Raw genomic sequence first — 12,335 nt, 5'->3', positions numbered from 1 at the left:
ATTCTCTATGCCCACTATCGACTGCTGTAGCCAACCGGGTCTGATGCCCATAGAAAGTGCCCGCGAAAAACTTCTCGAAGCATTGAGTCCAATCAGTGGCACAGAGACTTTGCCCCTGGCACAAGCCGCCGGTCGAGTATTGGCTGAGGATGTTATCTCCACAGTAAACCTACCGCCCTGCGACAACTCTGCGATGGACGGTTACGCCCTGCGCTTCGAAGACTTGGCCAGTGGCTTACCGTTAGAGCTGATCGGCAAATCTTTTGCCGGTGCACCTTTTGACGGTGTGGTGAACCCGGGCACTTGCGTGCGCATTATGACGGGAGCCGCAGTACCCGCTGGTGCAGATACGGTGGTGATGCAGGAAAATGTCGATGCCCAGGAAGAGTCGATACGTATAAACGGTGAAGTTCGCTCTGGAGATCATATTCGCCGCTGCGGTGAAGATGTTGCCGAAGGGGCTAGCCTGCTTAAGGCCGGAGAGCGTATTAGCGTTCCCCATATCGCCCTGCTCGCCGCTGCCGGTGTTGGCACAGTGGCAGTAGTGCGCAAACCAGTCATTGCCCTTTTCTCTACTGGCGATGAACTGCGTCAGCCCGGCGAAGCCCTGGGCAAAGGCGATATCTGCGATAGCAACCGCATTGCCCTATTGGCTGCTCTCGATCAGTTGGATCTGGAAATTTTGGACTTGGGTATTTTGCCCGATAACAAACAGGCCATCACCAATGCCTTGCAACGCGCTTCCCAAGAGGCCGATGCCATTATTACCTCCGGAGGAGTCTCCGTTGGTGAAGCGGATTACACCCGTGAAGTGTTGGAAGAATTGGGAGAGATTGGCTTCTGGAAAGTAGCGATGAAGCCAGGCAAACCTTTTGCCTTTGGTTTCCTACAGGGAACCCCTTTCTTTGGCCTACCCGGCAATCCGGTTTCCGCTTTGGTTACTTTCTACCAGCTGGCCGTGCCGGCCCTGAGTGTGATGAAAGGCGATCAGTGGACTGGCCCGCAGACCTTACAGGCAAAACTGTTAAAACCCCTAAAGAAAAAGCCCGGCCGTACCGATTTCCAGCGGGGAGTTTACCGCAGCGATGAAAGTGGGGCATTGGTGGTGGAGCCGGTTGGCACCCAAGGGAGCCATATTCTTTCCGGTCTGGCTGTTGCTAACTGCTTTATCGTTTTAGCGCGGGATAGCGGCAGCGTAGAAGATGGGGAGCAAGTGGTGATTGAGCCTTTGGGGGTGCCGTTGGGGTAGGGCTGCTAATAGACTTTTGTGGCTGGCCGCAGCCGAAATATGTCTATCTAAGAAAGTTTGTCTGAAGCTGATGTAATCAGAGAGGATTAGCTTGGCCCTTTGGGCTCGCTGCTCTACGGCAGCTTTGCTGCCTCCGAGTCGAATCTGAGTTCGAAGGAAGCTTGGGAGTTAGCCATATACAAGAAAGCCCGCATAAGCGGGTGGTGTGCGTGAGGATTAGCTTCGCCCTTTAGGCTCGCTGCTCTGCGGCAGCTATGCTGCCTCCGAGTCGAACCTGAGCTCGAACGAAGCCCGGGAGTGAGCCATATATAAAGGAGCCTGCATAACCTGTATAAGAGGGTGGTGTGCGTGAGGATTAGCTTCGCCCTTTGGGCTCGCTGCTCTACGGCAGCTTTGCTGCCTCCGAGTCGAACCTGAGTTCGAACAAAACCTGGGAGTGAGCCATATACAAAGAAGCCCGCATAAGCGGGCTTCTTTGTATATGGCCCGCCCGAGAGGATTCGAACCTCTGACCTTCGCCTCCGGAGGGCGACGCTCTATCCAGCTGAGCTACGGGCGGTTTTGGCTATCAGCGCCAATGGGAGGCGGATTATACAGAAGGGTGGGGGCGGGTGAAAGGACTTATGGCGCTTCTACGCAGGCTTTGGCAGGGGGCGGCACAGTGCTTATAATGCGCGGCGTGGAAGTTTGCGGCAGTAAATCGATAGTCTACGGGCCAACTCACTTCGGCCCTTTGGGGGAATAGCATGAAGAGCATTTTGGGTATTGTGGCGGCACTGGCCGTCAGTGCGGCTGCGGCAGTGGCCCAGTCTGTTGACCAGGAAATTGAACAGCGTATCGCTCCAGCGGGTGAGACCTGTATGAAGGGCGAGGAGTGTGCGGCGGCAGTAGCGGCTGCCCCGGAAGCTGCCAGTGGCGGTGCCCGCAGTGGTGAAGATATCTACAACAAGAGCTGTACTACCTGTCACGCGGCGGGTATAGCGGGCGCGCCTAAGTTTGGTGATGCCGCTGCCTGGGCACCGCGTATTGCCAAGGGCATGGACACTCTCTACACCAATGCCATCAATGGTATCAATGCCATGCCGCCCAAGGGCCTGTGTATGGATTGTAGCGATGACGAAGTGAAGGCAGCGGTTGATTATATGGTGGATAACAGTAAGTAAGCTGTTTCACTATCGGAAAAAGGCCGCTTATTGAGCGGCCTTTTTTGTTTTGGATATCTGCTTTTACCGGTACAGCAATATTTGAAAATATTTAATCAAAAAGAAATTAATCAAACATACTCAACAAAGACCCCAAAGTTTCCTCCCCCTTTGCCTGATTCTGCTCCGGCGTCGCCTTACCAAATCCTTCCAGCAACACATCCTCTTCCGGCAGCTCGTCGATAAAGCGGCTGGGTGTGGTGTCCTGGGTTTCGCCGAACTGTTTGCGCTTGCCCGCTAGGGTCATGGTGAGGGTGCGCTGGGCGCGGGTAATGCCCACGTAGGTGAGACGGCGCTCCTCTTCGATATTGTCGTCCTCAATACTGTTGCGGTGGGGAAGTAAGTTCTCTTCCATACCGATCATAAACACGTGGGGGAACTCCAGGCCCTTGGCGGCGTGTAGGGTCATCAGGCTCACCTTATCGGTGGCTTCCTCTTCTTCCTGGCGCTCGAGCATATCCCGCAGGATCAGTTTGGAGATGGCCTGTTCCAGGCGGATATCCTGCTCCAGTTCATCGTCGGTGCCCTCCATAATCTTGTTGAGGCTCTCCAGCAACCAGTACACATTCTCCATGCGCTTTTCGGCCACTTTCTCGCTGCTAGCGTTTTGCGAGAGCCAACCGGCGTAGTCGATATCTTCCAGCATTTCACGCAAGGCGCCATTGGCGGTGGTATCGCGACAGTTGCGCTGTACCCCTTCGAGCCACAGGGCAAAGCGATTTAGGCGTTCGTAGCCCTGCTCGTTGATATGCTCCTTAAAGCCCAATTCCGAGCAGGCTTTGAACATGGAAATCTCGCGGCCCTTGGCGTAGTTGCCCAGGGCTTCCAGGGTGCTGGTACCTATTTGGCGGCGCGGGGTATTGATAATGCGCAGGAATGCGTTGTCATCGTCCGGATTGACCAACAGGCGCAGGTAGGCCATCACGTCCTTGATTTCAGCGCGGGCGAAGAAGGAAGTACCGCCGGACATCTGGTAGGGAACCTGGTGTTCCTGCAGTTTCATTTCGATCAGGCGCGCTTGGTGGTTGCCGCGATAGAGCACGGCAAAATCCATAAACTTGCAGCCGCGGCGGCTCTTTTGCAGAAAGATCTCGTTGGCGACCCGCTCCGCTTCCTCGTTTTCATTGGCCACCTTGAGAACGCGGATCTCTTCACCCAGGCCGCGATCGGACCACAATGCCTTGTCGAATTCGTGGGGATTGTGGGCGATCAGGTGGTTGGCCACTTTGAGGATGCGGCTGGTGGAGCGGTAGTTTTGCTCCAGTTTGATCAGGCGAAGGTTGGGGAAGTCGGTCTTCAGCGCACTCATATTCTCCGGGCGCGCGCCGCGCCAGGCGTAGATAGACTGGTCATCGTCTCCCACCACGGTGAGGCCGCCGCGCCCGCCCACCAGCAGCTTCACCAGCAGGTACTGGGAGTTGTTGGTGTCCTGATACTCGTCCACCAGCAGGTATCGAATCTTCTTGCGCCAGCGTTGCAGTAACTCTGGATCTTTGTCGAACAACTGTACCGGCAGCAGGATCAGGTCGTCGAAGTCGACGGCATTGTAGGCTTTGAGGGCTTCGCAGTAGCGATCGTAGGCAATAGCGATGGCCTGCTCACCGGGGCTCTGTGCCTGCTCCAGGGCACGGCGCGGGGTGAGCATATCGTTCTTCCAGTTGGAGATCTGATTCTGCACCCGATCCAACAGGTCCGTATCCAGGTCGCCATCCCTGAGCATCAGCTCCTTGATCAGGGCGCGGGCGTCTTCCGCATCGAAGATAGAGAAACCGGGCTTAAAGCCAGCGGCGCGATATTCCTTGCGCAGGATATTCAGCCCAAGGTTGTGAAAGGTAGATACGGTGAGGCCGTGACTCGCTTTGGAGCGCTTGCCATCCGGGCCAGCCAGCAGTTTGCTGACCCGTTCTTTCATCTCCCGTGCCGCCTTGTTGGTGAAGGTGAGGGCGGCGATATTGCGCGCGGCGTAGCCACACTGCTCGATCAGGTAGGCGATCTTGCGGGTGATTACGCTGGTCTTGCCGGAGCCGGCGCCGGCCAGTACCAGGCAGGGGCCATCGACATACTTCACGGCTTCGGATTGGCGGGGATTGAGCTGGGTCATAGAGGGGCTGTAGCTAGGTGTAGCGGAAAAGGGAGATTCTAGCAGCTTTGACTAGAGTCCTCCCAGCGCCAATGCGAATGACCGATTACGGATGCAGAAATTTCTAGAGAGTAAAAAGAGAGAACCGTTAACTATGTAGTTAGTACTCTATCCCTATTTCCTGGTCGAGTGGGGACTATAGGGACAAATGATATCAAGTTCTAAATCAGTACAAAGTCAAATGGCCCTTATGTTCCATTGGCTAGAACAAGATTCTTTAAAACAGTTTAGCTGAAATATATAGGGAGATATTTTACCGGCTTACGGGTATAGATAACTAACTATCTGAGAAGTTGGCATCTCAGGTATTATCGCGTAGTAGATCATAACATGATATCCAAAAATAGGATCTTAAATTCTAAATTAGGTGTAATATTTCGAGGGTTGCATATATTTTATGGGTTCTTTGTATAATATCACTGAGGTAATTGCTCTTCATATATTTAAATAGTACTTGAGTTCATTTTTCGATGTATGTGTATGGTAATCCTCTATCGTCAAGTTTATCTATGATATCTATTGTTAATAGAATTTTTGTGGGATGATATATCTGCAATTAATTTTTTAAGTGCTTAAGAGGGACTTATGAGTAGCTTTAATATGAGTAGCTTTTTTTGGGTTATGGTTGGAGCATTAGTCGGTTGTAGTTCAGATTCGGGTTCTACAAATATTCCTGAACCCCCACCTGGATTTATATGTAGAGATTATCCGCAGAAAATATTTAAGAAGTTGATTTCTAATCATAATGGAGAGATAGAAAATCCTACGCTGGAAAAATTTTATGCTAATTGGGATTCTAGTTTGAATTCTTACAGTATTAAAACTGTCGACGAAAGTGTTGTTTATATAGATACATATGACTCGCGCAGAAGCTTTATATTAAATCATGAAGATTTTTTCCCTAATAATTATTTAAAATCTTATTACATGGACTATATTGGCGGCGTTGGGTCGGAGGCGGTTAATAATATTAGTAATGGACTTGTAAGTTCAACAAATTACCGTACTATTGATATTATTCAAGAGGAGCATTTGTATCACTGGACAGAGCACGATAATAAAGATAGACCTAGAGATGGTTTTTATTCTTATGTTGATGATGGTGTTATGGGTTGTGAAAAGTTATCTGTTGAAACTTTTTATAATGAAGAAGATAGGATTTTGGAAACGGTTTATAAAGTAGCCGAGGATACCGTTTTTTATAAAAGCCCTTACTCTGATTATGATTATTCAAAGAGTTATTCTTGCCAAAGCCGGATTGTAAAAAAATATTATGATGATTTTGGTAGCGTATATTTAATAGAATATACGCTTGGTGAAGGAGATTCTGAAGAGTATAGAATGTATGAGTATGAATATAAATATGAAAAATTCGCCTCCGTTTGTGTGAATAATTAAAAATTAATATTTTTGGTTTAGGTTTGCCAAAACAGCAGATAACCAACTGGCATGCTGGTTGATCAAACTTCTTAACATTTAGCTTGAGAGATTTCTCTCAAGCCATTTTAATAAAATGAAAAACGTGGATGTTGGCTCTTTTTAGCTTGCCTTGCAGGGTAATCTATAATAACGAAACTAAATTATAACGAGACTGTGAACACCTTATGTTATGGGTATACATTAACTTTGGAATTGGCTATAACTGCACCTTTTCCCTGCTTGTGTAACCCCATGCAACAACCCATCGCCGGCTACCATCTGGATGAAGAGGATCACTGGGTGGCGGAGCTCGCCTGTGGCCACTTTCAACATGTACGCCACAATCCCCCTTGGACCAACCGGCCCTGGGTAATCACTGAGCAAGGGCGCGAGTCCATGCTGGGATTCCAGCTCAATTGCAAGAAATGCGATGAGGGTGCACCGCCCGATACGCTCGAAAAGGTTGTATAGCCATGACAAAACTCTGGGTCGATGCCGACGCCTGCCCGGTAGCCATCAAGGAAATCCTGTTTCGCGCCGCTGAGCGCACAGCCACAGAACTGACACTGGTTGCTAACCAAGCGGTGCGGGTGCCGCCGTCGCGCTATATCCGCTCCGTGCAAGTGACCGCTGGTTTTGATGTGGCGGATAACGAGATAGTGCAGCGCTGCGAGGCGGGGGACCTGATTATTACCAGCGATATCCCACTGGCAGCAGAGGTGATCGACAAGGGTGCTGAAGCCCTTAATCCCCGTGGGGAGCGCTATACCAAAGCCAATATCCGCGCGCGTCTGAATATGCGGGACTTTATGGATACCCTGCGCTCCAGCGGCGTGCATACCGGCGGACCACCGGCCCTTAGCCAGGCGGACCGCAAAGCTTTTGCCGATCAGTTAGATCGATGGCTGGCAAAGAGTCGCAAGTAACTTTAAGGAGAATTGCCGTGGAGAATTTGAGGCTGAAGCCAATGGAAGAGTGGCAATTCCCAACATTGATGTCTTGGCTACCTGATTGGGAGCAGTGCCAACAGTGGGGTGGTCCTGATTTCAGGTTTCCGTTCGCGGGGAGGTCCTTCTTGGAGGATTGCCGTTGGCCGGAGTTACCCAGCTACGCACTTCAGGACAGCAGCGGTGATGTGCTGGCTTTTGGGCAGTATTACCAACACCTGGGCCGCTGCCACCTAAGTCGCTTAATTGTCTCTCCCAATCATCGCGGAGCCGGATTAGGGCGTGCGCTGGTAGTACAGCTTGCACAAACAGGAGCCAGAGCCCTGGATGCAATCGAGTGCTCTTTATTTGTCCTGCGTACTAATCTAGCGGCACGGACTCTCTACCAGAAATTGGGTTTTGAGGAAGCGGCTTATCCAGGGCAGCGAAAATGGCTGGAACAGTGCGATTTTATGATTGCACCTTCTAAAGGTTTTCAGCAGAAACAAAATATTGAATAGCGAATATTCCATGCCTGAATTAATACAACCCATCACTGAACGCTTACAGCTACGCCAGTGGCGAGCGAAAGATAAGCCTGTATTTGCTGAAATGAATGCCGACCCAAGGGTGATGGAGTTCTTCCCCTCATTGCTGACGCGACAGCAGAGTGACGCCGGTGTGGATCGCAGTATTACGCATATTGAGAAGTACGGCTGGGGCTTTTGGGCCTTGGAGCTGAGAGAGACCGAAGAGTTTCTCGGATTTGTCGGCATGAAAAATGTGACTGAAGATTTGCCTTTCGCACCGGCGGTAGAGATTGGCTGGCGCTTGGCCTTCCCTTATTGGGGAAAAGGTTATGCCAGTGAAGCCGCAAAAGCATCTTTGGATGTAGCTTTTAATACTCTTAGCCTGAGTGAAGTTGTTTCTTTTACGCCGCTTCAGAATCTTCGCTCCCAGCGGGTGATGGAGCGGCTGGGCATGCGGCGGGATTCTCTTGTCTTTGAACATCCGCAGGTTCCAACCGAAAGCCCTTTGTTAAAACATTGTTTATATCGTATCAATGCTGATGAATGGTCTAGAGGGCATTCAATCAAATAATTTGTCAACTCTGGGGGCTCTTTTGCTGAAAAAGGGGCCCCTGATTAGTTTCGTATTCATTTGCGGCCTCAAGGTCCTCCCTGCGAAGCCGCGCCTTATCGAGAACCATTCTGAAAGCCAGGGGCATCATGAATATTGAGTGATTCCCTGGTAAATTTTCCCACAATCAGATGTTTCTTAGGGTGTGTATGTTCTGCTGGAAAGAAATACATACACCTATAGAACGGTTTGCATTTCTTTTAGTCCATTTGATGCTGTATGAAGGCAGAAAAAGTTCGCCAAATTTAAGTTAATCATTTTTTAGTTGACTGGACTTTCATTACTTCAAAATGGTCTTAAGGGTATAGGTGTTACCAGGAATTTTCTCAGCGCGTAGCTACCCAGACAATGGCCAGATTGATTCAGCCTGATTCAAAGCGATTAGTCCTTCGCCAATGGCGAGAAGAGGATGGTGGTGATTTTGCTCATTTAAATGCAGATACTCGGGTTATGCGGTTCTTTCCCTGCACTCTGAACCGAACTAAAAGTAATAAGCTACTAAATACCCTTAAGGAACATATCGATGAATACGGGTGGGGGTACTGGGCGGTGGAATTGAAAGAGAATGGACAATTTATTGGTTTCGCTGGTATTAAACATGCTTCGGCTGAGTTGCCTTTCTCTCCAAGTGTGGTACTTGGTTGCCGCTTCATTAGGGATTTTTGGGGGCGGGGGTATGCCAGTGAAGCGGCCAAGGCTGTCTTTGCAGTAGCATTCGAACAATTAAATCTTACTGAGGTAGTGGGGTGTACCGCATTAAAAAATCTTCCTTCACAAAGAATGATGCATGGCCTGGGTATGAGTCGTGACGCCTCAATCTTTGACCATCCACTGGTACCGAAAAACAGCCCCCTGCGGCCTCACTGTTTGTATCGGCTCTCGTTTGATACCTGGTGGGAGCAGATAGGCGGAAAATCCTATTAAGTGGTTTAAATTAAAATTATAGATAGTCTTTAAGCTATTCAATGGAACCTATTTAATGGACTTGCGTCATAAACAGCACTCTCAATAAACATAAGAAACAAAAGCAAATGGAGGTGTTTTATGATGAATCTGTTTCGGTTAAAGGCAATAAAAGTTGTCCTTATAAATATTCTGCTGTTAATCAGTTTGCCAATGGCTCATGCGGAGTTCATAAAAAATACGAGTAAACGTCCGGATACCTCAACCCTTTATTGGTCTCTAGAATTTCCTGCCCACAGTGAGTCTCACGGCTTGTTATTGATCGCTCAGGGCTCAGGTTGTCTTCCTGCCATTAAGAATAAGACAGTACAACAAGTTAAAAAGATTGTCCCAAAATTTGCCGTGCTATTGGTAGAGAAATACGGGGTTACCCATGCGGATGGCCCCAATGACCAATTTAAAGATTGCTCACAGGCTTATGTGACGAACCATACCGTTGAGCAGCGCACCCGGGATATCGTGCAAATAGTCGAAGAGTTAAAGGGAGCCGACTGGTGGAATGGTAAGCTGGTTCTCTTTGGTGGCTCAGAGGGCGGTGATGTTGTTGCCCGTTTGGCCCCCAAATTAAATCCAGATGCGGCTGTAGTTTTCTCTAGTGGCCTCGGGCAATCTTTTGCTGAGGTACTTAAGTCCTTGGTTCCTCCTCACGTAGCGACAGAAGTCGATGCCAAACTCGCTTACGCACGGACGAATCCTGAAAGTGTAGAAGTCTGGGGGGGGAATTCTATGCGCTGGTGGGCCGATGTTGTAGATCGGGTACCAGTCAATGACTTATTAGATAGCCATGTCCCTGTCTTATTGATTCAGGGTACAGAAGATAAGTCCTCTCCCGTCAGCTCCGGCCGTGCAGCGCGTGATGCTTATACAAATGCGGGGCGATGTGAATTAACTTATTGGGAGTATCCCGGTTACGATCACTATATGACAGATATCGATGGTGTGAATCACCGAAGAGAGGTTTTTGAACGAGTTGCTGGATGGATAGAAAATACCTTACTTAATGGAGCACCCAGATGTATATCCGGTGTAAAGAAAATAGAGAGCAATTGATGAATATAAGAACCAAACTAGCCGCGATAGTAATGACAGTTTACGCCAGTACCACGATGGCAGAAAATTTTTCAGTATTGCCGCAACTGGAAAACTACAAAGTGCCAGAATCTTGGCGCCAGCCAGTAGCGCCTCTAAAAATAGCAGATAATACGTGGCAAATAGGTACAGAGGGAATTACCTCACTGTTATTAAAAGGCAAAGAGGGATCGATTTTAATTGACGGTGGCATGGAGCAGACCGCTGAACATTTATTGGAGAATATGCGCAGGTTGGGAGTCGCCCCCACGGATCTCAAATTAATCTTGCACAGTCAGGCCCATGCAGACCACGTAGGTTCCTTAGCCGAGCTAAAACGCGTGACTGGTGCACAGGTAGTAACCAATGCCGAGTCGGCAGTGCTGATGGCTCGCGGTGGTGCCAATGATATTCACTTTGCCGACGAACTTTTATATCCCCCAGTAAAGGCAGATCGTATTCTTCATGATGGCGAGCAAGTGGTTCTGGGAAATTTGCGTTTACGCGTACATTTTATCCCAGGCCATACACCGGGCAGTATGGCCTGGACCTGGGAAGATGTAGCTGATGGTAAAGCTACAGACATCGCTTATGTGGATAGCCTTACAGCGCCGGGTTATCAACTGATTGATAATAGCCGCTACCCCAATATCGTAGAGGACTTCCGCACAAGCTTCGCCCGTGTGCGCGATTTACCTTGTGATTTACTCATTACGCCTCACCCGGCTGCAAGTGGGTGGGTATTCCAGGATACTATTACCAGAAAAGTAAGAGTGGGCTGTAAAGGATATTCCGATGCAGCTTCGGAAAAATTTGAACAACAACTACGTAAATAGTTAGAAGTAATGATTTTTTTGTTGTAAATAATATGAGTTATTTAAAATAAATTAATTCGAGTTGTTCTCATATGAATAGAGTTAGCAGTTAATAATGTTTAAAGCAAAATCATTTGAAGGTGTTTCAGTAAATTTTATTGGTCGTTTTTTATATGGGGTGTTTTTAATTATTTTTTCTCAGAAAGCTTTTTGTGAAACTACATATGCCGTGGTGGGAGGTAAGTGGTTTGATGGGACGGATTTTAAGGAAGCTACTTGGTTTGTTGACGAGAATGGCTCTTTGACTAAGACCAAACCACAAAAAGTTGATTATACCTTTGATGCCAGTGGAAAGTATGTAGTGCCGCCTTATGCTGAAGGACATAATCACAATCTACAAAACCCTTGGGGTATCAAGAATTTTGGGCCTCTGCAGATCAAATCTGGAGTTTTTTATAGCGTGCAGATGTGCAGCTTTGGTGAGAAAATTAAGGCGCAGTTCAGTAGTATAGATACCATGGATGTTTTGTATGCGTCAGATTGCATGACTGCTTCGGATGGTCACCCGATTGCTTTTTATTTTAAGGATCGATCAAACCCCACTGAGAAAGAGATTCAGGATGGTAGAGGTAGCTTGCTAATCGTTGACAGTTTGTCAGATCTTGACCGAGTTTGGCCTGGAATTATAAAAAAATCGCCAAGATTTCTCAAAATTGTTCTCGTTGGCAGTGAGAATTTCGAAGAGCGCCACGGAGATAAGAAGTATCTTGGCGTTAATGGCCTAAATCCGAAATTGGTGCCGGTTATTGTCGAGCGTGCTCACCAATCTGGAATTCCAGTGGTAGCCCATGTAGATACAGCCCACGATGCTATGGTAGCGATAAAAGCCGGTGTCGATGTTTTGGGTCATTTGCCCGGATATAGAATTGCCAGAAACGAAGGCTTCGATATTCAGGACTATGTTTTGAGCGATACTGCTATAGCTTTAGCTGCTGAGCAGGGTACAAAGTTGATTGCAACAGCTAGTGTACCCACTGGACACAAATACTCAGAAGGTGAATTGAGTGAGATACAGAAGATTCAGAGAGATAATCTTACCCGTTTACGTAATGCTGGCGTATCTTTATTAATGGGGAGTGATAATTTTTCCGGTACGGTACTTCGTGAAATGCGCTACTTGGACTCTCTAGATATTGCACCGAGAGAAGTATTACTTAAATCCTTGACCATGGATACTCCGAAGTGGATGTTTCCGGAGCGAAATTTAGGCACCTTTGCCGAAGGTGCTGAGGGTAGCTTCTTAGTGTTGGAGGGCAATCCTCTAGAGGATTTAGGTTTTCTCGATAAGATTTACATTGGCGTGAAGCAGGGGAAAATGTTAGTCAATGATTCCAATTAATGATAGGTAATAAA

Annotated in this window: 12 protein-coding genes and 1 tRNA gene; 11 read left to right on the top strand and 2 right to left on the bottom strand. The window is 48.3% G+C overall.

Annotated features, from left to right (window positions below):
• The first annotated feature begins 7 nt into the window (after positions 1-7).
• Complete coding sequence (moeA, locus tag ACJJH9_RS19225; protein WP_444923709.1) at positions 8-1,249, top strand: molybdopterin molybdotransferase MoeA; 1,242 nt, start codon at positions 8-10, stop codon at positions 1,247-1,249.
• 482 nt (positions 1,250-1,731) lie between these two features.
• On the opposite strand, the gene ACJJH9_RS19220 is transcribed toward moeA, so the two are convergent.
• A tRNA-Arg gene (locus ACJJH9_RS19220) sits at positions 1,732-1,808 on the bottom strand.
• A gap of 187 nt (positions 1,809-1,995) precedes the next feature.
• Between ACJJH9_RS19220 and ACJJH9_RS19215 the strand changes: the two genes are divergently transcribed.
• On the top strand, positions 1,996-2,412 hold the full coding sequence (locus tag ACJJH9_RS19215) for a c-type cytochrome (RefSeq protein ID WP_252084131.1): 417 nt from the start codon (positions 1,996-1,998) through the stop codon (positions 2,410-2,412).
• Between the two features lie 106 nt (positions 2,413-2,518).
• Here ACJJH9_RS19215 and rep read toward each other — a convergent pair whose 3' ends face one another.
• Positions 2,519-4,552 carry a DNA helicase Rep gene (rep, locus tag ACJJH9_RS19210; protein WP_444923708.1) on the bottom strand — a complete coding sequence of 678 codons (2,034 nt, stop codon included), beginning with the start codon at positions 4,550-4,552 and terminating at the stop codon, positions 2,519-2,521.
• A gap of 624 nt (positions 4,553-5,176) precedes the next feature.
• Between rep and ACJJH9_RS19205 the strand changes: the two genes are divergently transcribed.
• The 9 genes from ACJJH9_RS19205 to ACJJH9_RS19165 all read left to right on the top strand — a co-directional run bounded on the left by ACJJH9_RS19205 (position 5,177) and on the right by ACJJH9_RS19165 (position 12,321).
• Positions 5,177-5,989 carry a hypothetical protein gene (locus ACJJH9_RS19205; RefSeq protein WP_444923707.1) on the top strand — a complete coding sequence of 271 codons (813 nt, stop codon included), beginning with the start codon at positions 5,177-5,179 and terminating at the stop codon, positions 5,987-5,989.
• Between the two features lie 273 nt (positions 5,990-6,262).
• A complete protein-coding gene (locus tag ACJJH9_RS19200) occupies positions 6,263-6,481 on the top strand; it encodes a DUF3565 domain-containing protein (protein WP_152450563.1) in 219 nt (72 codons plus the stop codon).
• A 2-nt stretch (positions 6,482-6,483) separates the two neighbouring features.
• Positions 6,484-6,936, top strand: coding sequence for a YaiI/YqxD family protein (locus ACJJH9_RS19195; RefSeq protein ID WP_152450565.1), 453 nt, complete (start codon positions 6,484-6,486; stop codon positions 6,934-6,936).
• Positions 6,937-6,953: 17 nt separating this feature from the next.
• Positions 6,954-7,457, top strand: a complete 504-nt coding sequence (locus ACJJH9_RS19190) for a GNAT family N-acetyltransferase (RefSeq protein WP_444923706.1) — start codon at positions 6,954-6,956, stop codon at positions 7,455-7,457.
• Positions 7,458-7,467: 10 nt separating this feature from the next.
• Positions 7,468-8,037, top strand: coding sequence for a GNAT family N-acetyltransferase (locus tag ACJJH9_RS19185; protein ID WP_444923705.1), 570 nt, complete (start codon positions 7,468-7,470; stop codon positions 8,035-8,037).
• 387 nt (positions 8,038-8,424) lie between these two features.
• The gene (locus tag ACJJH9_RS19180; protein WP_444923704.1) at positions 8,425-9,000 is read left to right on the top strand and encodes a GNAT family N-acetyltransferase; all 576 of its coding nucleotides are present in this window, start codon (positions 8,425-8,427) and stop codon (positions 8,998-9,000) included.
• A gap of 120 nt (positions 9,001-9,120) precedes the next feature.
• The gene (locus ACJJH9_RS19175) at positions 9,121-10,089 is read left to right on the top strand and encodes an alpha/beta hydrolase family protein (RefSeq protein ID WP_444923703.1); all 969 of its coding nucleotides are present in this window, start codon (positions 9,121-9,123) and stop codon (positions 10,087-10,089) included.
• Between the two features lie 5 nt (positions 10,090-10,094).
• Complete coding sequence (gene bla, locus ACJJH9_RS19170; protein ID WP_444925238.1) at positions 10,095-10,943, top strand: subclass B3 metallo-beta-lactamase; 849 nt, start codon at positions 10,095-10,097, stop codon at positions 10,941-10,943.
• A gap of 94 nt (positions 10,944-11,037) precedes the next feature.
• Positions 11,038-12,321 (top strand): amidohydrolase family protein, encoded by a 1,284-nt coding sequence (locus ACJJH9_RS19165; RefSeq protein ID WP_444923702.1) that lies wholly within the window; start codon positions 11,038-11,040, stop codon positions 12,319-12,321.
• Positions 12,322-12,335 lie beyond the last annotated feature (14 nt).

The organism is Microbulbifer mixtoriginis (SeqCode) (genome assembly GCF_052466715.1).
The sequence above is the reverse complement of the archived record's forward strand: the minus strand, read 5'-3'. Positions and strand labels throughout refer to the sequence as shown.

Bases quoted from the DNA above. Each gene is read 5' to 3' on its own strand.
- moeA (WP_444923709.1), top strand. From the start codon at position 8: ATGCCCACTATCGACTGCTGTAGCCAACCGGGTCTGATGCCCATAGAA.
- ACJJH9_RS19215 (WP_252084131.1), top strand. From the start codon at position 1,996: ATGAAGAGCATTTTGGGTATTGTGGCGGCACTGGCCGTCAGTGCGGCT.
- rep (WP_444923708.1), bottom strand. From the start codon at position 4,552: ATGACCCAGCTCAATCCCCGCCAATCCGAAGCCGTGAAGTATGTCGAT.
- ACJJH9_RS19205 (WP_444923707.1), top strand. From the start codon at position 5,177: ATGAGTAGCTTTAATATGAGTAGCTTTTTTTGGGTTATGGTTGGAGCA.
- ACJJH9_RS19200 (WP_152450563.1), top strand. From the start codon at position 6,263: ATGCAACAACCCATCGCCGGCTACCATCTGGATGAAGAGGATCACTGG.
- ACJJH9_RS19195 (WP_152450565.1), top strand. From the start codon at position 6,484: ATGACAAAACTCTGGGTCGATGCCGACGCCTGCCCGGTAGCCATCAAG.
- ACJJH9_RS19185 (WP_444923705.1), top strand. From the start codon at position 7,468: ATGCCTGAATTAATACAACCCATCACTGAACGCTTACAGCTACGCCAG.
- ACJJH9_RS19180 (WP_444923704.1), top strand. From the start codon at position 8,425: ATGGCCAGATTGATTCAGCCTGATTCAAAGCGATTAGTCCTTCGCCAA.
- ACJJH9_RS19175 (WP_444923703.1), top strand. From the start codon at position 9,121: ATGATGAATCTGTTTCGGTTAAAGGCAATAAAAGTTGTCCTTATAAAT.
- ACJJH9_RS19165 (WP_444923702.1), top strand. From the start codon at position 11,038: ATGTTTAAAGCAAAATCATTTGAAGGTGTTTCAGTAAATTTTATTGGT.